This window comes from Paenibacillus sp. TAB_01, assembly GCF_043945595.1.
Classification (GTDB): domain Bacteria; phylum Bacillota; class Bacilli; order Paenibacillales; family NBRC-103111; genus Paenibacillus_S.
Genome location: NZ_JBIFNP010000001.1, coordinates 4,013,745 through 4,034,965, shown reverse-complemented (window position 1 = coordinate 4,034,965; position 21,221 = coordinate 4,013,745). Strand labels below are relative to the sequence as shown.

The following is a 21,221-nucleotide window of genomic DNA, read 5'->3' as shown; positions in this document are numbered from 1 at the left end:
CCAAAGCCCCAAGCGATATATGCTTGGGGCTTGCTGTCATTTGCCGCCGCCGAATTTGTAGCCGAATCCGCGGACGGTAACGATATATTGAGGATTCGCCGGATCTTTTTCTATTTTTTTGCGAAGATGGTGAATATGGACCATGACGGTTCGGTCATCGCTGGTTCCGTCCAGGCTCCAAACCTTTTCGTAAAGCTGGCTGACGCTGAACACTTGCTTGGGATGCTCCTGCAGCTGAAGCAGCAGCTGCAGTTCTTTGGCGGGAAGGGTGATGGGCCTGCCGTCCACAGTTACCTCCAGCCGTTTCGTATCGATGGTAAGCCATCCATCCGTCCATAGGCCGGGGTTCTCTCCTACGGTTTTTCGGCTTGCCGAACGATAGCGTCGGAGTCCCGCATGAACTCTCGCAACAAGCACTTCCGGCTCGAAAGGCTTCGTTACATAATCGTCGCCGCCCACGTTTAATCCGGCTATAATATCCTGCGGGCCCTTTTTGCTGGTTAAGAAAATAATCGGAATGTCCGAGTGAGAGCGGATGGTCTGTACCAGCTCCATCCCGTCCATGCCGGGCAGCATGATGTCCGAAATCAGCAGATCGTAGGCTGAGCGCTGAAAGAGGTCCAGCGCCTGCTCGGCATGCGCAGCTTGATCCACGCGAAAGCCTTCCTTGCGTAAATAGAGGGAGACCAGCTCGCAGATATCGGTATCGTCTTCAATCACCAGAATGCTCGTGTCCATATTCTTCTCCTTTTTCTTTTCCTTCTTCCCTACGGTCCATACCGTCTGAGGGAACCCCTATTTTCACCGGAAGCTTGATAAAGAAGTCGCTTCCTTCGCCAATTGTGCTGCTCACACCGATTTCACCCTGATGACGTGCCACGATTTCTGCGCATATCGCCAGGCCCAGACCGCTCCCGGCTTTGACCTGTGGAAGCCCCGGAATGCGGTAGCGCCTTTTAAAAATATGATGCAGCTCGGATTCCGGAATCCCCGTACTGGTATCCGTCACATGGATAACGACCTGCCCGGCGTCCGAATTATCATCCTGATGGAATGCTGTCCAGATCCGAATGGTGCCGGCGCCGTTGGTGTATTTCACTGCGTTAGAAATTAAGTTGGCTGCCACGCGCTCGAATCGGAACCGGTCCAAAGCAACCAGCAGCTCCTTGCCGGGGGGCGGAAGGTTCTGCGGCTCTTCCCAGGTCAACGCAATTCCCTGAATGCTTGTCTCCGCGGCATATCTTTGACTTAATTGACGCAGGAAGGGCAGCAGCGGGATTTCAACAAGCTGAAACTGAATTTCACCCGTTCTTAATTGGCTTAGCTCAACGACATTGTCGATCAGCTTCTCCAGCATCAGACTGCGTTCATAGATACGGCCGGCATAAAGCGGCGCTTCCTCTTTGGAGATGACGGAAGTATGAATGGCCTTGGAGAAGCCTTTGATCGCTGTAATCGGGGTCGACAAGTCGTGATACGCCTCTGCGATCAGGGTGCTGCGCGCATTTTCGATCCGGTTCAGCTCCTGATTCCCTTGCTCCAGCTTAAGATTCAGCGCTTGCAAGGAAGAGGTTCGCTGCCTGATCGTTTCTTCTTGCGATTCAATCACTTGGTTCAGCTCGACGGTCAGTGACTCCGATTGGGTGATAGCCTTGGTGAACAGCGACGATAAGTTCAGCAGCTGGGTCAGCAGGAAAAACAGCAGACCGAACATAACGAGTCCGCCGAACGGCACAAAGCCGGTATAATATAAAATTTCATGGATGACTGAGACAAAAAAAACAAGAAATCCGATCATATTAATTCGCGAGCCGGTTCTTCGGCGAAGCGCTGCGCGAATATAGATGAACAAAACGTAAATGAAAACAGGAAGCAGCAGCACGATAATGTACGGCACCATGAGCTGGGTATACACTTTGGCAGGCGCTGCCAGAACCAGTGCCGCAAAGGCGGTCAAGGCAGAGGCAAAAATGGGAACGATGCGTGGAATTTTATCCTGAGGATACTGCTTGTTCACAAACGCAGCTATGCTCAGAATCGTGACGATTTCCGATAAATATTCCAGCTTGACTCCCCATTCCCAAGAGAGCCAGGGGAACAATACATAAGCCGACGATTCCCCAAGCAGAGAAGACCTTATGCAGATAGCCAGACAGATCAGGCCGAACCATAAGGCGGAACGCTCCTGCTTGCGGGATAAATAGAGGAAGAATGAGAATATGGTCATGACCAGCAAACAGCCTGCCACAAAGGTCCAAACCATAACGCGGTTCTTATGCAGCGCAGCTATTTCCTCCGCATCGCCCAATTCAATGCTTTCCCAGATGCCGCCTGTGCGCTGGGCGAAATTGGAGACTTGAATCACGAGCTCGTTATCGCCCGGCCGGGGCAGAAAGAAATAGACCTTCGGATAGCTGCTTGGAACCATGCTGAAGGCATCTATGCCGACAGTCCCGATGCCAATCATCGGCTTGCCGTTAATCCAGAATCGGTAGGCAGTGGCGATGTTATTAAAATATAATCCAAGAGGCTGCCCGGCCGCCTCGGCGGATAATGTAAATTTCATCCGGTAAGTGCCGTATCCTTCATTAGATAAGGCGTGTCCGTCTACTGAATAGGACTTCCACTGGGACGGAATCGTGACGGTTAACCCTCCCCCAGGCGAGCCGACGGTGAAATCACCCGGTTCCAGCAGACGATGCCAGTAGAACGCCCAGGGCCCGTCCAAAGCCGCGATTCCGTCTTCATGGGGATGCCATTGCTGCAGGTCCCGTTGTTCTATAGCTGCGTTGAATTCGAGTAACGCTGCCCAAGACGATAGCGGTGCGCTGAACCAAACCATCAGCCCCATAAGTAAGCAAGCAGCGAATTTCATCGAGTTTCCCCCGGACATAAATATATTGAAGTGTTTGGTGCTGCTGTGTTCCTTCGCCTCAGCGTTTGATTATTGTACCGTCGGCTGATTGATCCTAACAAGAGGCTGCATAAGGTGTATTATCGGAAAATAAGAGCGGGATTTCAAGCAAAAGTTTGGGACATAGGTCCTATGTAGAGCGAAATCTGCTTCGTCATTTGATCTGCTTTGTCTTTATTCCTCCATTGGAGCCTGGGGGAAGCCAGGCAAAATTAAATTTCTCATTCTTTTGCAAGGTATGCTAAGCTTTTAGGTAGACCAAGGCGCCATTAAGGCTGGGAGGTGAAATTTTATGACGGCTCTTCAAGGATCAATAGCTTGGGAAGGGCTCGTCCAGCATGCGGGCAGCAGGGGCTTTGAACTAAATCTAAGCATTGGAGGAGAATATGGAGTTTGTTGAAAATCAGCTTATCGAGCTAGGTGTAAATCCGGGTGCAGTTGTCTATCTTGCTTATGTCATTGTAATTATTGGTATTAGTGTCATAAGTATTCTAGCGAATGTGATTGCCAAAAAAATTGTGTTAAACATCATTTCGCATTACATCAAAACCAATAAGTCCCAGTGGGGCAGTATTCTATTGGAGAGGCAGGTCTTTCATAAGCTTTCTCATGTTGTGCCTGCCGTTATTATTTATTACTTTGCCTCCGTCTTTCCCGACTATGAACATTGGATAGCCAAAGGCGCTATCTCCTATATGATTATTCTTGGTATATTCGTTATTGACACCTTTTTAGACGCGGTGAATGACATTTATACAACCTATGAAATATCTAAGGTCAAGCCGATCCGAGGCTATATTCAGGTGATTAAAATATTACTTTTTATCATCGGGGGAATCGTGGTCATTGCTAACCTGATGGGGGAGAGTCCCGTTATTCTTCTAAGCGGGATTGGCGCCATATCCGCAGTGATCATGCTGGTCTTTAAGGATTCGCTATTGGGGCTTGTCGCAGGGATTCAGTTAGCTTCCAATGATATGGTGCGGGTCGGCGATTGGATAGAGATGCCCAAATACGGGGCGGATGGAGATATCATCGACATCTCATTAAACACGGTGAAAGTTCAGAACTGGGATAAAACGATAACAACGATCCCCAGCTATGCCCTAGTTTCCGACTCCTTCAAAAATTGGAGAGGGATGCAAAAATCCGGCGGGCGCCGGATCAAACGGTCGATTTATATTGATGCAACCAGCATCAGCTTTTGCACAGAGGACATGATTGCGGAATTCCAAACGATTCACTATCTCACAGAATACATCATGAACAAAGAACGGGAAATTGAGCAGCACAATATAGACCATCAAATTAATACATCGAATAAAGTCAATGGCAGATCGCTGACGAACATCGGTATTTTCAGGGTATATATTCAGCATTACCTTAGGCATCATCCCAAAATTCATCAAGATATGACCCTTATGGTCAGACAATTAGCTCCTGGTGAAACCGGCCTGCCTTTAGAAATTTATGCTTTCACTAATGATATCAACTGGGCTGTTTATGAGTCCGTACAGGCCGATATTTTTGACCATATCTTTGCCGTTGCACCGGAGTTCGGGCTTCGGATATTCCAAAAGCCAAGCGGGCACGATGTGAAAAGCTTGTCCAATGTGAATCAATCGGATTATAGAATGATCCGGTCGAGTTGAAGCGAATGCACAAGCTAAGCTAAAGAAGCTCCAACCCGTTATTAGATTCTTTTGGGTAGAAGCATTAGCCTTATGAATAGGCAGGAAACAAAAGGATTTTCCCAAAGTGAGTCCCGATTGAGACCGTCACAAATGGTTTGTAAGACGCCTCCAAATCCAATATATAAGCTGGGTGGGGGCGTCTTTTTTAGTCCAGAAGCGGTTAGCCGTATTTTCATTGAAAAGGTAATATCCGAACGGTCGGACGAGAGAGGAGAATGAGGATGAAATACGATATGGCAGAAGTGAAAGCGCTTAACTCACTGAAAAGCAAGGCTAGAAGCATCAAGCAGAACGTCTTCGTCCTCTATCTATCCTACAAGGATCCGCGCGTTCCCTGGTATGCCAAGCTGTTCGCCATTTGCGTCGTCGCCTATGCGTTCAGCCCGATCGATTTGATCCCGGACTTTATCCCTGTTCTTGGTTATCTCGACGATCTGATTATCGTTCCGCTCGGGATTACATTGGCCCTGAAAATGATTCCTGAGCCTGTCCTCACGGACTGCAGAGCGAAAGCAGAAGAGATTCGGAAGAATGGCAAGCCGAAAAACTGGTTCATAGGAGCGCTGTTCGTCGCGGTTTGGATCGCTTGCGCTCTGTGGCTCGGACTGGTTTGTTATAGGATGTTCTACTAATGAAAAGGGGTACTTGGTTTGAGCCGGTAAGGAAAGTTTTATTATTTTTGGTTACTTGAAGGTTACTAATAGAAGAATAAGTCAGTTCTTCATTAATTTCTTGCATTCATGTATCATAAAAAATCAAGAAGGATTTTTATAGAACTACTCATAAGGAGGTGCAAGGTATGGGAGTTTCGGGAAAAGTAGCTGTAATTACCGGGGCCACGAGAGGGATCGGCAAAAACATCGCGATGTATTTTGCAAATCATGGTTATACCGTGATAGGAACGGGCAGAAATGAACAGCTGCTGGGTGAGCTTGAACAGCAGCTTCGCGCCATCTCTTCCGCAAGCCGGTGCTTGCCTATGGACGTTCAGAAGCGGGAGTCCGTACAAAAAGCGGCGGAAGAACTACGCGGCATGGTTGATTCCGTTGATGTCTGGATTAATAATGCAGGGGCTTTCGCTGCCATAGGCCCTACTTGGGAAGTAGATCCGCAGGAATGGCTGAATGATGTCAGCACGAATCTGTTCGGCGTGTTTCATTGCGTTCAAGCTGCGGTTCCCCTCATGCTCAAACAGGGACATGGAAAAATTATTAATGTGGTAGGCGGAGGCACAATCGGGGAATTCAAATACGGAAACGGCTACGGTACGTCCAAAACAGCTATCGCCCGTTTTACAGAAAATCTGGATGCAGAGCTTCAGGGCAGCGGTATCATGGCGGTAGCTCTGGACCCCGGTTTGAATGATACCGATATGACCAAATATCAAAGGGAAACCGAAGCAGGCCGCAAATATTTCCCGCGTATTACACAGGCGTTTGAGGAAAAAGAGACGCTTCTCCCGATCGGGCCCCGGCGCTGGCGCATCTTATTGCTGAAGGCAAGCTGGACGCTTATCACGGCAGGGTCGTCTCGATCCATGAAGATGCGGTGAAATTGCAGGAACGGGCAGACGAGCTGCAAAATGAGGACTATTTTAAGCTAAGAATGAAAAAGCTTGACTAAATAACGGGAGGCACGATATGAAATACAGAAATTTGGGCAGAAGCGGTTTAAAAGTAAGTGAAATTGCATTGGGCAGCTGGTTAACTTACGGAACAGCTGTGGAGAAGCAAGCTGCGACAGATTGTATCAAGTTTGCCTATGAACAAGGAATCAACTTTTTCGATACAGCTAACGCCTATAATCGGGGCGCCTCAGAGAAGGTCGTTGGAGAAGCGCTGCAGGATTTCCCGAGGGAAAGCTACGTCCTTGCGACAAAGCTGTTTTTTCCGATGGGTGAGGGACCTAATGATAGAGGGTTGTCGAGAAAACATATTGTGGAGCAGTGCGAGGCCAGTCTGAAGCGGCTGGGTGTGGACTATATCGATTTGTATCAATGCCACCGGTTTGATCCGGAGACGCCTTTAGAGGAAACGCTGCGCGCGTTAGACGATTTGATCGCTCAGGGCAAGGTGCTGTATGCCGGTGTCAGCGAATGGTCTGCCGCACAAATAACGGAAGCTGCGCATATTGGACAAAAATTAAATTTGCGGCCTCTCATCTCAAATCAGCCGATCTACAACATGCTGGTCCGCTATATTGAGAAAGAAGTGCTGCCGGCCTCGGAAAGAGCAGGCTTGGGACAAGTCGTGTTTTCACCGTTGGCTCAAGGCATTCTGAGCGGCAAATACAAGCCGGGTCAACCGATCCCTTCGGAAAGCCGCGCGGCCAATAGCGATATTAATCGCTGGATCAGCAGCTATTTGAAGGACGATGTCCTGGAATGTGTCGGCAAGCTGGAAACCATTGCCGCAGGACTCGGATTAACGCTGTCACAGCTGGCTCTGGCTTGGACATTAAGACAGCCTGGAGTAAGTTCGGCCATCGTTGGAGCAAGCCGCTTGTCGCAAATAGAGGAGAATGTTAAAGCAAGCGGTGTTGTATTGGCAGCGGATGTGTTGAATGAAATTGATTCGGTACTTGAGGAAATCAACGGTTTTGTGCCGATCTGGTAACAGATATATAGCAGGAAACGGGTAAAGCTTGAAAAAAAGGGCTATCTGCAAGTTTAAGAGGCGCCGGGGCGAATACCGTGTGGCATTCGCATGCGTATAAAAAAAGCTCTGCGCAAGCAAAAAAAGCCCGAAGGAACCGGACTTAGAACAAGTCCGTTCCCTTCGGGCTTTTACATAGGCTTTCCCGGTTATACGGGAGAGCTTTATTTCTTCTGAATCATAGACTTCCACAGCTCCGCGTTGTCGTATCCAAGCCGCCAGGCCGCTACGCCGGCCAGCTGGTACTTCTGTGCGATATCCAGTCTGGCGTCGACGGTATTCTCGTCCTCCAGCCAGAAGACGTAGCGATAGCCGCCTTCGCTGTATTCCACCTTATACTGCTGGAACTGGTCGTCCCACGTTTGCGTCGCATTCTTGCTTGCGATCAGCGCGGGCAGATCCTTCATCAGCAGCGCGCGGGTGCTGACCAGCTTGCCGGCGCTGTCGATCTGCCATTCCCTCACATAGAAGGGAATGCCGATGATCAGCTTATCCCGCGGGATACCGTAGGCGAGAAATTCCTTCACGCCTTCTTCAACCCAAGGCAGACCGGCGACGGAACCGGCTTCGGTGCTGCCTTTCCAATACTGATCATAGGTCATCGAGATGATGTAATCTACGATGCCGCCGAGTTTCTCATGATCGAAGGCGGTCTGGGCATTCCATTTGGCGCTGCCGCGAGGCAAATCGATGGAGATGACCAGGCCTTTGGCATGGGCGGCGTCGGTTATTTTTTGCACGAAGGCAGTGAAGGCCGCGCGGTCTTTTCCGGACAAGCTTTCAAAGTCGATATTCAATCCGTTCACGCCGAGCAGTACGGCTTTGCTGACCAATGCATCGATAAACTTGCTTTGCGCGTCAGCGCTGCTTAAGAATTGGGTCGTCAGCGCCGCATCGAATTGATTGCTGATGAGCGGCTGCACGTTATAGCCCTGCGCTTTAAGCCAGGTTACCGTATCCTTGTTGGACGTATCCGATAGGTTGCCCGAGGCGTCAGCCAAAGTAAAGTAGGTCGGGGACACCACATCCAGTCCGGATGTCACATTCACCTGATTGCGAATGGTAGTGTCGCTCGAGCTCCCGTTCCATCCCCAGAACTGCAGCTTGCGGAAGTTATCCCACACGTTCGCTCCGCCGTCGAGCAGACGTAAGGAAGCGTTGCTGTAGGCCATGGCGTAGCTGAGGGCATTGGTCAGATTTGAGAAGTCGCCGATCCATCGGTCGCTTTGATATACTTGGTAGTAAGGATAATTCGTCCACAGAGCAAGCTTGGCCGCGGTCTCGCTGTCGTAAATTTTGGTATGGTCGAACTGTTTGGCATACGCGATAGCGTCGTCTATGCTTAGGAATGAGTTCAGGGCATTGTCATACTGATACACTTGGTATTTCTTCACGTTGGAGAAGACGACCTGATTGCTTTTCTCGGTGCTGACAATCGTCGAGTTCCCCCATTGAAGCGAAGCGTTGACGGCGTCCTCCAGATAGGCGTAAGACCAGCTGTCTGCAGAGTAGGTGCCTTGATAGATTCGATACACCTTGTCGGTCGACGCGCGCAGCTCCGCTTTGCGGGCATCCGGGATGTTGTCCCACACCCATTGGTGCGAATTCAGATCGATAATGTGGGCATTCCCCCACTTGACGGCCTCAGCCTTCGCTTCGCCCAGCGTGCCGAAGGACCAGGAAGCCAGCGTCGTATCGCCTTGGTAGACTTGGTAGTTCGGGTAATTGTCCCATACCCAGCCGCCGCTTTGAAGATCGCGCACTGCAGCGTGACCCCAGCGGGAAGCTTCACGCACCGCTTGATCGAGGGTAGCGAATTCCCAGGCGGAGCTGGTGTAGCCGCTCTGATAGACTTTGTAGCGCGGATAGTTGTTCCACAGCCATTTGCGGGTATTGATTTCTTCGACGTGGCTGCTGGTGAACTGCTTTGCGTAGCTTTCCGCCGACGGGTAGTCCGCCGTCTCCAAGAGGAGCCGATCATCCTGATAGACCCGGTATTTGGATGTCTTGTCCGCAGCTGCCATGGCTGAACCGGCGGAGGAAAGGAAGAGTGCCATCGCTGCAGCGATCAGGACGGGTTTTCTTTTCAACAACATGCATCAGCCTCTTTCTAGTAGATACTAAATCTATCCTATTAATCTTAAACGCACCAAGGCAGCAATAAGTTGCATAGGAAAATTGTAGTAGCTTGCTAGAGTCGGCTTTTTCATATAAAAAAAGCTAGCCTTTCCCCGCCTCGTTCAAGAGGGGGAAAGCGACCTTGCGTACTCATACCGCTCGTACCGCAGTATGAGAATGTTACGCGATATCTGCGATAATCTCGTCTTCCAGCTTCAAATGAATCTGATCGCGGAACACGCGCACGTTCATCTGAGTGAGCAAGTAACGCTCTACGGCTTCGAGAATGTTCGCTGCGATAATAATCTGGCTTCGTCCCTCCGCATGCACCTCGGCGGAAAAGCCGTAATCTTCATCCCACATCATTTCCACTTCGATCTGGGTGGGCTGAAGCTGTTTGCGTTCCGCCATATGGAGGCAGATCGCATTGATAATGTCCTGTTCGGTTAATCTCATGGTTACGACCTCGTTTACAAGCTAAGATTAATAACGTTTAGGCTGCTCGTTGTACTTGCGCTTTTCTCTGAAATACTGAACGATCTTGATCACGATCGCGATAACGGCGAAGATGGCCATCACATTGATCAGCAAGCCGAGGATATTGCCGAGAAAGCCCATATTGCCGAACAATCCGCCGAACAGCATACCGGCCAAACCGCCGATCAGCATGCCTTTCATGAAGCCGCCGCCGCTGAAAAATCCGGGTTTCGTAGCCGTCGTCGGGTTTGTCGCGCCGGTTGTCGGCGTTTTGGAAGCCGCCGGATCGGTTTTGACGCCGCTGTTGGTATTCGGTGTTTGCGTAGTGGTGCCTGGGCTGAAGCTTTTCTTAGGAGCTTTATACGATGCTTTCGCATCCGCTACGCCTACAGCGCTTACCGCACTGAACGATAAAGCGACCAAGCAAGCCATCAGAAGTAAGGACATTTTTTTCAACATACGTCGAACCCTCCAAAAAGTTTAGATTTCGGTTACATTGCTGTACTACGAATAATCTAGACAAAGGTTTCAGTTTTTATCCCTTCTTGTTACAATAATAAGAGATATCATTTTCGATCAAGTAGAGGCGGTTTGAGTATATGCTGTATCCGAAAGCTTATATCGATTATTTGATGTACTTTCACGCGGAGCGTGATTTTTTCGAATGCCATGAAGTCATGGAGGAATACTGGAAGGAGCACCCGGAAGACCCGCTGTCTTCGAACTATGTCGGGCTGATCCAAATCGCGGTATCGATGTACCACCATCGCAGAGGCAACCTGAAGGGTGCGGTCAAAATGCTGATGCAAGCCTTGCATAATTTGACGGACGCCGGTATGCTTCGTCTCGGGTTGGATCCTGTCCAGCTGAGGAAGATGCTGAATGAAAGACTTGAGGCGCTGCACACCCCCGGTATTCCTTATTCGGATTTCGAACCTGCCGATTGCAGACCCTGAATTGATGAACTTCTGTATGCAGCAGTGCGGGGAGCAGGAGCTGTCCTGGCTTTGCGCCAGCGACTTGAGCGATACTTATTTGATTCATAAGCATACGATGCGGGACCGGAGCTCCGTCATTGAAGAGCGGGAGCGCAGCCGCAGACGCAAAGCGGCAGGCAAGAGGGATGAGTCATGAGCAACGTGAAGCTGGGCAAAATTGTTGTCGTCGATGACGAACCGAACATTGTCGAAGTGATTCGCCTGTATCTGGAGCATGCCGGGTACGAGTCGCTGATCGTGTACCGGGGCAGCGAGGTGCTGCAGATGGTGAAGGAGCACACGCCCGACCTGGTGCTGCTCGATATTATGCTGCCGGACCGTTCCGGCTTCGAGCTGTGCTCTCTGATCCGGAGCGAGCCGGGGCCAGTCGCCCAGACGCCGATTATTTTTCTGACGGCCAAGGGCGAGTCGATCGACAAGCTGCGGGCGTTTAATCTGGGCGTAGACGATTATATCGTCAAGCCGTTCGATCCCAACGAGCTGATAGCCCGCGTGAAAGCGGTGCTTCGCCGCACGCAGTACCAGAACGGGACGGGCAGCACCGCACAGGTGAAGGTGGTCAAGCAGGTGCAGCGCATCGGATCGCTGATTATCGATCCCGAGCAGTATAAGGTGACGCTGAACGGAGCGAGGGTGGATCTGACGCCCAAGGAAATCGAGCTGCTGCATTTTCTTGCTTCGAATCCGGGCAGAGTATACTCCCGCGAGGATCTGCTCGGCTTTGTCTGGAACTTTGATTTCAGCGGGGGGACGCGACCGTGGACGCGCACGTCAAAAACCTGCGCAAAAAGCTCGGCGCAAGCGACGAATGGGCGATCCAGACGCTGTGGGGCATCGGATATTCGTTTGAGGTAAGCCATCATGATTAAACGATGGTACCAGAGCTTTTATATCAAAATATTTTTGTCGTTCCTGGCGACTTGTATTTTATTTTTTATCGGCTTGGCCGTATTTTGGAATTATTACTTTACGGATATGTTTTATAAGGATAAAAAGGAGCTGCTGACTTCGCGCTTAAGCGAGGTAAACAAAATTTTGACATCGTTCCAGGACAGCACGATTTCGACCCGCGAGCTTCGCTTCGGCATCCGGATTATAGCGAGAAGCTTTAACGGGCATGTCTGGCTGGTCGATTCCCGGGGGAATCTGCTGAACGGATCTTCCGAGAAGGAAGGGGCGCTGATCCCCAAATCGATGGACGGGCTGTTTATCGACGGCTTGAAGGGAAATACCGGATTTGTTGCGGGTCAGTACAAGTTCGATGAATATTCCAGCTCGGGGCTGCTGACCTATTACGCCCCGGCGCAGCTGAACGGAGACCCTATCGTCATTTTTATGAACGTACCGGTAATCGAGGTAAGGCAGGCGCTCACGGCCGTCCGTTGGAACATTATCGCGCCGCTGGTGTTCTCGCTGCTTGCCGTAGGCATTATTTTGTATATCCTGTCAAGGAAGCTTGCAGGACCGCTGCAGCAGATGAACCGCGCCGCCTTGGAGGTGGCTGGAGGCGATTTGACGGTCAGAGTGCCGGTGACCAGCGGGGATGAGGTCGGCGAGCTGGCCAAAAGCTTCAATTTCATGATCGACCAATTGAACGAATGGGAGGATGCGCGGCAGGATTTCCTGGCCAATGTGTCGCATGAGCTGCGTTCGCCGTTAACGACCCTGCGCGGATTCATCATAGCGATGAACGACAAAATTATTCCCGAGGAGAAATACGGCCACTATCTGCGGATATGCGATGAGGAAGTGCAGCGGCTGCAGCGGCTGGTTAACGATCTGCTGGACCTGGCCCGCATTCAGAACGGTGTCGACGTGTTCAAGACGTATCCGGTAGAGCTGAGGGAAGCCATACAAGAGGTGCTGGAGCTGGTCAAGACCCCAATGGCCGAGAAGCAGCTTATCCTTAGGGAGGAGCTGCCTCCCGAGGAAGAAGGCCCGGTTATGGCGGAGCTGGATATGGACCGGTTTTCACAGATTTTGCAAAATTTACTGTATAACGCCAGGCAGTTCACTCCGGCCGGAGGCAGTGTAACCGTGGCTTTAAGCGTAGAGGAGGAGCATGCGGTTGTAACGGTGCGGGATACGGGGATCGGGATGGCGGAGGAGGAGCTCGTGCGGATCTGGGATCGTTTCTACAAAGTGGAGCATGCCCGCACTTCCGTGAATGAAGGCACAGGTTTGGGCCTGACCATTGTGAAGCATCTGGTCAACGGGCTGAAAGGAACCATTGCTGTAAGCAGCACGCCGGGACAAGGAACGGAATTTAAGGTCCGCTTCCCTTTATATAGCGATCTGTATTAATTTACACATTTTTTACAATTCACTCATAGTTTTATCAAAGTTAACAAGTATGCTGTCACTAAGTAAGGCGTGACGGCATATTTTCGCGCGGGAAGGGGGAGGGCTGTGAGCTATCGGCGTGTACAATGGATCAGCTTATTGCTCGGTATGGCTGTTCTGTTAAGCGGTTGCAGCATATCCAAAGCTGTCGAACAGCCCCCGGAGCCTTCGGAAGTGAAGCAGGATGACATCATGAGCCCGAAGGAGCGCGACATGGTGATCTTGTTCCAGGGTCTCGTTCAGATGGATAAAAAGGACGGTCTCATGCTGACCAAGCAGCAGGCGGAAGCAATGCTTCCGCTGGTTCGACGCAACAGCACGGACGGCGAGCTTTCCCAATCGGACCAGCAGCAAATTGTCGGGCTGCTTACGCTAAAGCAGAGAGCTTATGTCGATGAGTTCCAGGAGCATCTGCAGAACCGCAAGCAGTCCTTTACGGATAAAAAGCCATGGGAAGAGCTGACACCCGAGCAGCGGGAGCAGATGATCAAGGATTTTCAAGACCGGAGGCAGGAGAGAGAAAAGGAGCACTTGGACCCTCAGGATCCCGGCAATGCACAGGCGCCGGCCGGACCCGGTTCCCTTGAAGCCGATGACGGCGAGCTTTTGACGGGCGGCGATGCGGACGTACCGGACAACGTAGAACAGCAGCTGATGGATCTGCTTGAAGGCCGTCTGAGCCCGAATATGAAGAAATAACCGCAGGGACAATGAATTCTAGATTTATGAAGCAAAATCATTTAAAATAAAAGGAATACCTTATTACCAAGCAGGAACAGCAAGAGGTAGAGAGAAACCACAGGATAGGAAGGCGGAGCAGCATGAGTAAATTTTTAGAAGAAATTATGGATTATAATCGTTCTTTTGTCGAGCAAAAAAAATACGAACCTTATTTAACCTCCAAATTTCCGGACAAGCGGATCGTCATCTTGACATGTATGGACACTCGTTTAATCGAGCTGCTTCCTGCAAGCATGAACATCAAGAATGGCGACGTGAAAATTATTAAAGCCGCGGGCGCGATGGTATCCACAGCGTTCGGGGGGATTATGCGGAGTATCATTATTGCGATTCATGCGCTGGGGGCGGAAGAGGTTTTCGTCATCGGCCATTATGATTGCGGGATGAGCAACGTCAATACGGAGAAAATCAAGGAGAAATTTATCGAGCAAGGGATTAAGGAAGAAACGCTGCTCACCTTGAAGCATTCCGGTCTGGACATCGATCGTTGGCTGAAAGGCTTCAATGATGTAACGGAGAGCGTGCACAACAGCGTGGAGCTGATCCGGAATCACCCGCTGGTACCTGATATTCCGGTACATGGTCTGGTCATCGATCCGGAGACCGGCAAGCTGGATATTATCGAGAAGGGCGAGGACAACTAAGCCGGGCCCATGGGCAGATAGACAGAGGAAAGAGGACATTCGCATGGGGCGGATGTCCTCTTTTCATTAGGCGAAGCTTCTGTTAGTTCAATGCTTCCACCTGTCGTTTATCGATCAGCTGCATATTCGTATTATAAATCTGGCCGGTGCTTTTCAGCACAAAGCTGCCGGACTGATAATCGAGAGACATACGGTCCTCGAAGTAAATTTCATGCTTTTTCTCGTACAACAGCTCGAAAGGGGAGCCTTCGGCTCTCAAATCTTTCTCTTCCGCGCGGTCAACGATCCAAAGCGTAGGTACGCCGTTGGCCGAGCAGCCGCAGCCCTCCGAATCGAAGACGAGCTTCACTTCGCCCGGGCGGCCGGCCAATTGCTTCGTGAGCCGTTCCGAGGCAGCTTCTGTAAAAGTAATGTGGATCATCTCTTCTCACTCCTCTCTTTCCTGTTAGTTTACCATAACGGCAGGGAATTTGCTTCTCCTGTGCAGACGAAGTATGATCAATTTATCCTACCGAAAAGGGGTGCCGCAATTTGACAACCGATACTTTTGACAGCAGGCTGTCAGACTTCAAAGCGTATCTGAAGACGATGAAAGGCTATGAGGAAGCGATTGGCCTGATGTACTGGGACATGCGCACGGGAGCTCCGAGAAAAGGGATCGCGACCCGTTCGGAAGCGGTTGGCGTACTGTCCGGCGAGCTGTTTAAAATGTCCGTGTCCGACAAAATGGGCGACATGCTGGACTATTTCTCCGAGCAGGAACAGTTCGAGCGCCTGGATCGGGTCGACCGCAAGATCGTAACGGAGACGAAGAAGGAATATGATCGCAGCAAAAAAATTCCGCCGCAAACGTACCAGGACTACGTGGTATTGACCTCGCAGGCGGAGGCGGTGTGGGAGGATGCCAAGGAAGCATCGGATTACGCTGCATTCCAGCCTTATCTGGAGAAGATCGTCGCCACCAATCTGGAATTTATCGAGCTGTGGGGCTATGAGAAGCATAAATACAATACGCTGCTCGATATGTACGAGCCCGGCATGACCGTCGAGAAGCTTGATCAGGTTTTCGGCGCGCTGAGAGAAAAGGTCGTTCCGTTATTGGCAGCGATTCAGGCATCGCCTCACAAGCCGAACACGCAGTTTTTGAAGCAAACCTTCGAGAAAGAGAAGCAAAAGCAGTTCAGCTTATTTATTTTGAAGGAAATGGGCTACGACTTTGAGGCGGGGCGGCTGGATGAAACGGTCCATCCTTTTGCCACAGGTCTGAATCCGGGAGACGTTCGCATTACAACGCGCTACTTGCTGGACGATGTCAACAGCGCTTTGTTCGGTACGATTCATGAGGGCGGCCACGCGCTGTACGAGCAGAACATTTCGCCTGATCTGATCGGCACCCCGCTGTGTACGGGAACGTCGATGGGGATCCATGAATCGCAGTCGCGCTTCTGGGAGAACATGATCGGACGCAGCCGCGGCTTCTGGAGCCGTTACTACGGCGACCTGCAGAAGCAGTATCCGGGGCAGTTCGACCAGGTGACGGCGGAGGAATTCTACAGGGCGTCCAACGAAGTGAAGCCTTCGTTAATCCGGATTGAAGCCGATGAGCTGACTTATAACCTACATATTATGGTTCGTTATGAAATCGAAAAAGCGTTGTTCAGCGGGGCTGCGCGCGTGGCTGACCTGCCGGAGGTATGGAACGAGAAGTACAAGGAATATTTGGGCGTAACACCTTCGAACAATGGCGAGGGCGTACTGCAGGATGTTCACTGGGCAGGCGGCGCTTTCGGCTACTTCCCTTCTTACGCGCTCGGCAACATGTATGCGGCACAGTTTACCCGCACGCTTCGCAAGGAGCTGCCTAACTATGATCAACTGATCAGCAGCGGCAGTCTCATTCCGATAAAGGAATGGCTCTCGGATAAAATATACCGCTACGGCAAGCTGCTTAGCCCGAATGAAATTATTAAGGAAGTGACAGGGGAGGAGCTGAATCCGGATTATCTGGTTCAGTACTTCCATGAGAAGTTCGGCGATATTTACAAGCTGTAGACCGAAGGAAAAAGGATAAAAACAAGCCCGGCGCATGCTAACCTGTATGCGCCGGGCTTGTTTGTTGATGTGGGGTTCGAACGGCCGCCTCGCCAAGGCTGCTTATTCTTAGTGCTTGCTGGACTAGTGCCTCTTAGCAGCGCACTTACCTACTGGCCCTGCTGCGGCATTAAGGGAGGCCCTTGAAGAGCCTCCTAAACCGGCTGGCGGGTGGTTCAGGCAGAGCTTAAAACTAGCCCATCGGTACCGCTTCGGCGGACGGGCGCTGCTTCCCGGCGTAGATGCCTTTGCTGTATGGAACGACCATTGGCGTTCCGAATATCGGGTCTTCCATGATCTGGCATGGAAGATCGAATACCTCCTGCATTAACGACTCGTTAATGATTTCGTTCGCACTGCCTTGGGCGTATATTTTTCTGTCCTTGATCGCCACCAGGTTATGAGCGTACCTGCAGGCAAGGTTAATATCGTGGAGCACCATGACGATGGTGCGCTGCTCTTTTTCATTCAGATCGTACAGCAGGTCCAGCACTTCAATCTGATGCGCCAGATCGAGATAAGTCGTTGGCTCGTCAAGGAGAATCGTCGGCGTCCCTTGAGCCAAAGTCATGGCGATCCATGCGCGCTGACGCTGGCCGCCCGACAACGAATCGACCGCGCGTCCGGCGAACTCCTCCATATGGGTCAGCTCCAGAGCCCGGCGGACCTGGTTCTCATCCTCCTGGGACCACTGCTGCAGCCAGTTCTGGTACGGATACCGCCCCTGCTTCACGAGCTGAAGCACCGTAAGACCTTCCGGGGCGCTCGGCCCTTGAGGCAGAATCGCCATGCGGCGGGCGACTTCTTTGGTGGACATGGAGGCGATGTCGCTGCCGTCGAGCACCACTTGGCCGCTTTTGGGCCGCAGCAGACGGGCGAGCGAACGCAGCAGCGTCGATTTGCCGCAGCCGTTGCTTCCAATAAAGACGGTTATTTTTCCCTTGGGAATGGAAACGTCGAGATCCTTAAATATGCAAGTGTCACCGTAGTAGAGACATAGATCTTTGGATTGAATGGCTGGCATACAGATTTCTCCTTCATGTTGCAGGTTTGGCTGAATCCTTCAGCAGCAAGAGATGCATTTAGTGATTACGCGAACGGTACAGCAGGTAGACGAAGAAAGGAGCCCCGATGCAAGCGGTGAACACGCCTGCCGGAATGTCCAGCGGAGGGAGAAGACTCCGTCCGATCAGATCCGCCAGCAGGAGGACGATGGCTCCCATAAAAGCCGAGACCGGCAGTAGAGCGCCGAAGCTCGGACCGACAAGCTTCCGGGCTATGTGCGGCGCCATCAGGCCGATGAAGCCGATAGCTCCGCCAAAGGCGACCGCCGCACCGGCAAGCGCTATGCTGAACAGCAGCAGCACGAACCGTTGGCGCTGCACATGGCTTCCGACGCTTCGGGCGACATCTTCGCCCAACTCTTGAATGTTAATATGCCGGGAATAGACGAAGATGAGCGGCAGCAGCACGATGATCCAAGGGAGCAGCGGCAGCACGGCTTTGGCCCACGACACGCCGTAGACGCTGCCGGTCATAAAGGTCATGGATTGATTCGCCAGCACAATGGGTCCGGAAATCATCATCATGTAGGAAATCGAGCTCATGGCTGCTGAAAACCCGATTCCGATCAGAACGAGACGCAGCGGAGTGACACCGTGCTTCCATGCCAGAATGTAGATGAGCAGGGCTGCGGCAAAGGCGCCGGCTACGGCAAATACGGGCAGCAGATGGATCGTAATCTTATCCGAGAAAAAGAAGAAATACGTGACGGCTCCGAGCGTAGCGCCGCCGGTAATTCCTATGGTGTCCGGGGATGCCAGCGAATTTCTGACGACTCCTTGCAGGATCGCTCCGGACACGGCCAATGAAGCGCCGACCAGGCAGGCAACGACGATTCTGGGCAGCCGTAAAGCGCGGACGATCATATCGTTCGTGCCGTCGCCGACGCCGAAGATCGCGCGAACTACGTTCGGCGGGGAAATAAACACGCTGCCGATCCCCGTGCTGATGATCATAAGCGCTACCGTTGCCAGCAGCAGCAAGAGCGTAACGGTAACCGCTTTTTTATGTATAAGGTAGGAAAAAAGCTTTCCGCGTAAAACCAGATGCCGATTCCAGGGGTTCATTGTGCTTTGCCTCCTTTGCGGGCGATATAGACAAAGAAGGGAACGCCGATGATCGCTGTAGTAACCCCTACAGGAACTTCCTTGGGCATTGCGATAAAGCGTGCGCCAATATCCGCGCTGACAAGCAGAAGACCGCCAATCACAGCGGAATAAGGCAGAACCCAACGGTGATCGATACCGACCAGATATCTAGTAATATGAGGTACGATGATGCCTACGAAGACGACCGGACCGGCCATAGCTACAGAGCCCCCTGCCAAAATCACGATCACGACGGCAGCCGCCGCTTTGATGTAGATCGTATTCTGCCCTAAGCCTTTGGCAACATCGTCGCCCATGGAGAGCACGTTCATATGACCTGCAAGCAGGAACGATCCGAGAAGAGCGACCAGCATATAAATGAAGACGGACTGGAACGTTTCCATCGTTCTTCCGGCTACCGAGCCGACAAGCCAGACCAGTACTTGGTCGAACGCTTTGCCGTTGGACAGCAGCAGCCCCTGAGTCAAGGAAGCGAAGAACGCGGTCAGGGCAGAACCTGCAAGCGTAATCTTGATCGGAGTCAGGCCGTCGCGGCCGATGGAGCCGAGGAAGTAAACCCCCGCGGCACTTATGGCTGCGCCGAGGAAAGCAATCCAGGTGAACTGCTGGGTGCCGGATGCATTGAACAATACGACGGCAAGCACAAGAGCGAAGGCAGCACCTGCGTTGACGCCGAAGATGCTCGGGGATGCCAGCGGATTTCGCGTGATCGCCTGCATCAAAGTTCCGGCAACGGCGAGGCTGGCGCCGACCAGAGCGGCGATAAGCGCCCGGGGAACGCGTGTAGACTGAATGATCAGATCCTTGTTGGAGCCGTCAAAGGCCGTGTAAGAGGTAAGGATGTCATCCCAAGTATAGTGATTGATGCCGAACATGACACTGCATACGCACGCAGCGGCCAAAACAAGCAGACCGGCTATAAGCCCGATCCATTTGTAAGTCTGATGATGATTTTCTGTACCCATAAAATAGAGGCCTGCTTTCCGTCAAAATAAAATAGGGCACGCCGTACATTGCCTGCATAGCGCGCAATCTTATCTAATTGTAAAAGCGGGTGTTTCGCTTGTCAATGATTCTGAGAATCATTATCAAAAAGAAATGACAAGTTTCGACGAAAAAAATGAAACCCTGCATTTCAACAAGCTGTTCCTGACACCTCCCGTGCTGGAATGGCTTTTTCCGGTTTGAAATGCGGCGTGCAGTCTTATGAGCAGCTATCTTCTCGATTGCTGACCGGTTTTGCCGGCGGCGGGCGTTAACCATTGTTTGGGCATCTGCATACACTATCGCAACAAATCAATTTCATGTGGGTGGAGGGACTGGCCTATGCGTATCAAATGGATGAGCGGGGCGATTGCCCTGCTGACGGCATCGGCGCTGCTGCTGACGTCTTGCGGACCGAAACAAACGGAGGACGCCGTCAAGGTGAGAATCGGCGAAGTGACGCGGTCGTTATTTTATGCGCCGGAATATGCGGCGATTGCCAAAGGCTTTTTTAAAGAGCAGGGACTGGACATTGAGCTGACCACGACGCCGGGTGGAGATAAGACGATGACGGCTCTGCTGTCCGGTGGTATCGACGTGGCTCTCGTCGGCTCGGAAACTTCGATTTACGTGCAGCAGCAAGGCAGCGGAGATCCGGTGATCAATTTTGCACAGCTGACGCAGACGGACGGTACTTTTTTGGTGGCGCGCAAGGCGGTTAACGGCACGTTCGACTGGAATGCGCTGAAGGGCTCGACCTTCCTGGGCCAGCGCAAGGGCGGCATGCCGCAGATGGCCGGCGAATTTACGCTCAAGAAGCACAGCATTAACCCGCAGCAGGACTTGAATCTGATTCAGAACATCGATTTTGCCAACATTGCGTCGGCTTTCGCTTCGGGCACAGGGGAATACGTGCAGCTGTTCGAGCCGCAGGCGTCGATGTTCGAGAAGGAAGGCAAAGGCTCTGTTATCGCATCCTTCGGTGTTGAGAGCGGCAAGCTGCCTTACACGGTGTTTATGACGAAGAAAAGCTATATCGATAAAAACGGCGACGTCGTGCAAAAATTTGCCAATGCGGTTCAGCAAGCGCAGAACTGGGTTCAAGCCAGCAGCGTCGATGAAATCGCCGATGCCATCGCTTCGTATTTTCCCGATACGGACAAAGAAATCATTAAAAGCTCGGTCAAACGCTATAAGGAGCAGGGCTCGTTCGCAACGGACGGCATTATCGACGAGCAGGAGTGGAACAATCTGCAGGATGTCATGCAGTCGGCCGGCGAGCTGAAGCAGCGCGCAGACTATAAGACACTGGTCAATAACCAGTTCGCTGAGAAGGCGAAGCAATCGGTGAAATAAGGGGGCGGCGAGCCTGCCGTCCCAGGAGGAGGGGAA

General features: G+C 51.7%; 20 protein-coding genes and 1 pseudogene. 12 read left to right on the top strand and 9 right to left on the bottom strand.

The annotated features are described in order from the left end of the window. Positions 1-36 precede the first annotated feature (36 nt). Positions 37-738 carry a response regulator transcription factor gene (locus ACHHV8_RS19495; RefSeq protein ID WP_395160756.1) on the bottom strand — a complete coding sequence of 234 codons (702 nt, stop codon included), beginning with the start codon at positions 736-738 and terminating at the stop codon, positions 37-39. After that, positions 713-2,875 carry a sensor histidine kinase gene (locus ACHHV8_RS19490; RefSeq protein ID WP_395160754.1) on the bottom strand — a complete coding sequence of 721 codons (2,163 nt, stop codon included), beginning with the start codon at positions 2,873-2,875 and terminating at the stop codon, positions 713-715. Before ACHHV8_RS19490 ends, ACHHV8_RS19495 begins: the two co-directional genes overlap by 26 nt. A 425-nt stretch (positions 2,876-3,300) precedes the next feature. Between ACHHV8_RS19490 and ACHHV8_RS19485 the strand changes: the two genes are divergently transcribed. The 4 genes from ACHHV8_RS19485 to ACHHV8_RS19470 all read left to right on the top strand — a co-directional run bounded on the left by ACHHV8_RS19485 (position 3,301) and on the right by ACHHV8_RS19470 (position 7,223). After that, positions 3,301-4,566 carry a mechanosensitive ion channel family protein gene (locus ACHHV8_RS19485; RefSeq protein WP_395160752.1) on the top strand — a complete coding sequence of 422 codons (1,266 nt, stop codon included), beginning with the start codon at positions 3,301-3,303 and terminating at the stop codon, positions 4,564-4,566. Between the two features lie 263 nt (positions 4,567-4,829). After that, positions 4,830-5,240 (top strand): YkvA family protein, encoded by a 411-nt coding sequence (locus ACHHV8_RS19480; RefSeq protein ID WP_395160750.1) that lies wholly within the window; start codon positions 4,830-4,832, stop codon positions 5,238-5,240. Between the two features lie 167 nt (positions 5,241-5,407). Continuing rightward, a complete protein-coding gene (locus ACHHV8_RS19475; protein WP_395160748.1) occupies positions 5,408-6,160 on the top strand; it encodes an SDR family NAD(P)-dependent oxidoreductase in 753 nt (250 codons plus the stop codon). 88 nt (positions 6,161-6,248) lie between these two features. Continuing rightward, entirely contained in the window at positions 6,249-7,223 is a 975-nt protein-coding gene (locus ACHHV8_RS19470; protein WP_395160746.1) for an aldo/keto reductase family protein, read from the top strand. A 203-nt stretch (positions 7,224-7,426) separates the two neighbouring features. Here ACHHV8_RS19470 and ACHHV8_RS19465 read toward each other — a convergent pair whose 3' ends face one another. The 3 genes from ACHHV8_RS19465 to ACHHV8_RS19455 all read right to left on the bottom strand — a co-directional run bounded on the left by ACHHV8_RS19465 (position 7,427) and on the right by ACHHV8_RS19455 (position 10,316). After that, positions 7,427-9,358, bottom strand: coding sequence for a glycosyl hydrolase family 18 protein (locus ACHHV8_RS19465; protein ID WP_395160744.1), 1,932 nt, complete (start codon positions 9,356-9,358; stop codon positions 7,427-7,429). 202 nt (positions 9,359-9,560) lie between these two features. Beyond that, positions 9,561-9,836 carry a YxcD family protein gene (locus ACHHV8_RS19460; protein WP_395160742.1) on the bottom strand — a complete coding sequence of 92 codons (276 nt, stop codon included), beginning with the start codon at positions 9,834-9,836 and terminating at the stop codon, positions 9,561-9,563. A gap of 27 nt (positions 9,837-9,863) precedes the next feature. After that, positions 9,864-10,316, bottom strand: coding sequence for a hypothetical protein (locus tag ACHHV8_RS19455; RefSeq protein ID WP_395160740.1), 453 nt, complete (start codon positions 10,314-10,316; stop codon positions 9,864-9,866). A gap of 140 nt (positions 10,317-10,456) precedes the next feature. On the opposite strand from ACHHV8_RS19455, the gene ACHHV8_RS19450 reads away from it, so the two are divergent. The 6 genes and pseudogenes from ACHHV8_RS19450 (at position 10,457) to ACHHV8_RS19425 (ending at position 14,583) form a co-directional block, all read left to right on the top strand. Further along, positions 10,457-10,813 (top strand): DUF309 domain-containing protein, encoded by a 357-nt coding sequence (locus tag ACHHV8_RS19450; RefSeq protein WP_395160738.1) that lies wholly within the window; start codon positions 10,457-10,459, stop codon positions 10,811-10,813. A 4-nt stretch (positions 10,814-10,817) separates the two neighbouring features. Continuing rightward, on the top strand, positions 10,818-10,991 hold the full coding sequence (locus tag ACHHV8_RS19445) for a hypothetical protein (RefSeq protein ID WP_395160736.1): 174 nt from the start codon (positions 10,818-10,820) through the stop codon (positions 10,989-10,991). Continuing rightward, a pseudogene (locus ACHHV8_RS19440) lies at positions 10,988-11,724 on the top strand (response regulator transcription factor). Before ACHHV8_RS19445 ends, ACHHV8_RS19440 begins: the two are co-directional and overlap by 4 nt. Continuing rightward, the gene (locus tag ACHHV8_RS19435; RefSeq protein WP_395160734.1) at positions 11,717-13,159 is read left to right on the top strand and encodes a sensor histidine kinase; all 1,443 of its coding nucleotides are present in this window, start codon (positions 11,717-11,719) and stop codon (positions 13,157-13,159) included. The pseudogene ACHHV8_RS19440 and the gene ACHHV8_RS19435 overlap by 8 nt, the downstream one beginning before the upstream one ends. A gap of 105 nt (positions 13,160-13,264) precedes the next feature. Next, a complete protein-coding gene (locus ACHHV8_RS19430; RefSeq protein WP_395160732.1) occupies positions 13,265-13,897 on the top strand; it encodes a hypothetical protein in 633 nt (210 codons plus the stop codon). A 122-nt stretch (positions 13,898-14,019) separates the two neighbouring features. Then, positions 14,020-14,583, top strand: coding sequence for a beta-class carbonic anhydrase (locus tag ACHHV8_RS19425; RefSeq protein WP_395160730.1), 564 nt, complete (start codon positions 14,020-14,022; stop codon positions 14,581-14,583). 82 nt (positions 14,584-14,665) lie between these two features. Here the strand turns inward: ACHHV8_RS19425 and ACHHV8_RS19420 are convergent, their stop codons facing one another. Then, positions 14,666-15,004: an iron-sulfur cluster biosynthesis family protein gene (locus tag ACHHV8_RS19420; RefSeq protein ID WP_395160728.1), complete on the bottom strand. Its 339-nt coding sequence runs from the start codon at positions 15,002-15,004 to the stop codon at positions 14,666-14,668. A 110-nt stretch (positions 15,005-15,114) separates the two neighbouring features. Here ACHHV8_RS19420 and ACHHV8_RS19415 point away from each other — a divergent pair, with 110 nt between their 5' ends. Beyond that, entirely contained in the window at positions 15,115-16,635 is a 1,521-nt protein-coding gene (locus ACHHV8_RS19415) for a carboxypeptidase M32 (RefSeq protein ID WP_395160726.1), read from the top strand. Positions 16,636-16,867: 232 nt separating this feature from the next. Here ACHHV8_RS19415 and ACHHV8_RS19410 read toward each other — a convergent pair whose 3' ends face one another. Genes ACHHV8_RS19410 through ACHHV8_RS19400 form a run of 3 tightly spaced genes read right to left on the bottom strand, consistent with a single transcriptional unit; the run spans position 16,868 to position 19,810 of the window. Continuing rightward, positions 16,868-17,698 (bottom strand): ABC transporter ATP-binding protein, encoded by an 831-nt coding sequence (locus ACHHV8_RS19410; RefSeq protein WP_395160724.1) that lies wholly within the window; start codon positions 17,696-17,698, stop codon positions 16,868-16,870. A gap of 58 nt (positions 17,699-17,756) precedes the next feature. Continuing rightward, entirely contained in the window at positions 17,757-18,803 is a 1,047-nt protein-coding gene (locus ACHHV8_RS19405; protein WP_395160722.1) for a FecCD family ABC transporter permease, read from the bottom strand. Next, on the bottom strand, positions 18,800-19,810 hold the full coding sequence (locus ACHHV8_RS19400; protein WP_395160720.1) for a FecCD family ABC transporter permease: 1,011 nt from the start codon (positions 19,808-19,810) through the stop codon (positions 18,800-18,802). Before ACHHV8_RS19400 ends, ACHHV8_RS19405 begins: the two co-directional genes overlap by 4 nt. A gap of 361 nt (positions 19,811-20,171) precedes the next feature. On the opposite strand from ACHHV8_RS19400, the gene ACHHV8_RS19395 reads away from it, so the two are divergent. After that, complete coding sequence (locus ACHHV8_RS19395) at positions 20,172-21,185, top strand: ABC transporter substrate-binding protein (RefSeq protein WP_395160718.1); 1,014 nt, start codon at positions 20,172-20,174, stop codon at positions 21,183-21,185. Positions 21,186-21,221: the final 36 nt, after the last annotated feature.